Annotated in this window: 1 protein-coding gene; it reads right to left on the minus strand. The window is 51.0% G+C overall.

Annotated elements, in window-relative coordinates:
- Positions 1-98: 98 nt before the first annotated feature.
- Complete coding sequence (locus IG627_RS20610) at positions 99-563, minus strand: ankyrin repeat domain-containing protein (protein WP_226865507.1); 465 nt, start codon at positions 561-563, stop codon at positions 99-101.
- Positions 564-1,453: the final 890 nt, after the last annotated feature.

The following is a 1,453-nucleotide window of genomic DNA, read 5'->3' on the forward strand; positions in this document are numbered from 1 at the left end:
CGCGGCTAAGTTTGTGCGCTTTTTGCGCGATAATGGAGCGCAGCGACAGCGTAAAAAGTGCACAAACTTAGCCGTCGGTTGCATTGCTTGGTTAAGCACTATACTGGCACCCTGAGCTTTCGGTCAGCCCCGTACTTTTCCAGTAGTTCTACTACTGAAGTGACATTCTCAGATACCGCGTAATCATACGCCCGTAGATTATTACACCAAACTCTGTTGGGGTTGGCACCAAATTTAAGAAGCATCTCGATGATGGAAAGAATCAAATTACCATTAACGGTTTTTTCAACCTTATATTCATGTAACAAGTGGTGAAGATGATCGTCAAGATTATCCTTTGGGTTTGGATTAGCACCAGCCTTGAGCAGAGCCTCCGCAAACTCAATATCTTTTAGGCTTATTGCGTTATCTAGATAAGATTCTAGCTGCCCATTCAGCTCTGGCCAAAATTCTATTTCTTCCAGTTTTGTAAGTATTTCTTCTCTATCTGGAACCACATTTCGTCCTTGAGTGCTTAACGTTGCCAGCAGAGGCGGCCTACGCTGTTTATGCGCGGAGCGCATAGCGTAGGCCGTCCTGCGGAGGCGCGCAGCGCCAGAGCGTACTGCCTGGCCTGGTTATGGCTGGCGCCGCTCTGAGTTCGCTACTGGCACTTTGCCCGTAGCGCAGCGAAGGGCCGCCGCCTATTTAAGATGCGGAAGAATACCAAAACTTCCGCACCACTGAATTTTCTTACTGCTTACCCACAATGCTGGCTTGAACTTTCCTCTGCGCTCGCCCCAGAACGAAGGCACCAGGAACGAAACTGCTTAACCGAAACCTTGCGCTGTGCCATCAAAATGGAGCTTAAAAAAGCACGGAAACCTTCTCAGGCACCAACTTTTTGATTTTTGCCAAGCCACCATAACGCCGTGCTCAGCGGCGGCTTACTTTATGCGCATTTTGCGCGAAAATAGGAGCGTAGCGACCGCGCAAAAGGTGCATAAAGTAAGCCGTCAGCTGCAGCACCTTGTTAGTGTTTTGGGTCTCTACCGACCGCTTTCCGAGAACTGCGCTTTCCGCAACCACCCAATAGAACGAACGGCACACTCCTTTTACGAAATTGAAATATACCACGGTGCGGCGCTGCCCTCCTGGCACAGACCATCCGCTCCGAATCGTGGGCGAAGCCGACGAATAACCAAATTGGCGGCGCGGCACAAGTAAAGCAGCCGAAAAATATTCCATTGCCTGACAACTAAAGCCAAATGGTGGGGCCCCGTTCTGCACTACGGCTTGGAAAAACCCAGACCTAGAAGCCACCGCCTTGCATTATTTCTTACTTTCTACGGAGTGCTTTCTCTCTCACACTCTTAAAAACACTAACGCCGCCAGCAGCGGCGGCCGTAGCGTTTTTAGCGCGAAGCGCGTTGCGTAGGCCGTCCGGCGGAGGCGCGCAGCGCCGGAGCGTACT

Origin of the sequence: Microbulbifer taiwanensis, from assembly GCF_014904815.1 — a bacterium.
Taxonomy (GTDB): Bacteria; Pseudomonadota; Gammaproteobacteria; order Pseudomonadales; family Cellvibrionaceae; genus Microbulbifer; species Microbulbifer taiwanensis.

What these genes read in the sequence shown, in the direction of transcription:
- IG627_RS20610 (WP_226865507.1), bottom strand. Translation starts at nt 563, where the DNA reads ATGCGCTCCGCGCATAAACAGCGTAGGCCGCCTCTGCTGGCAACGTTA.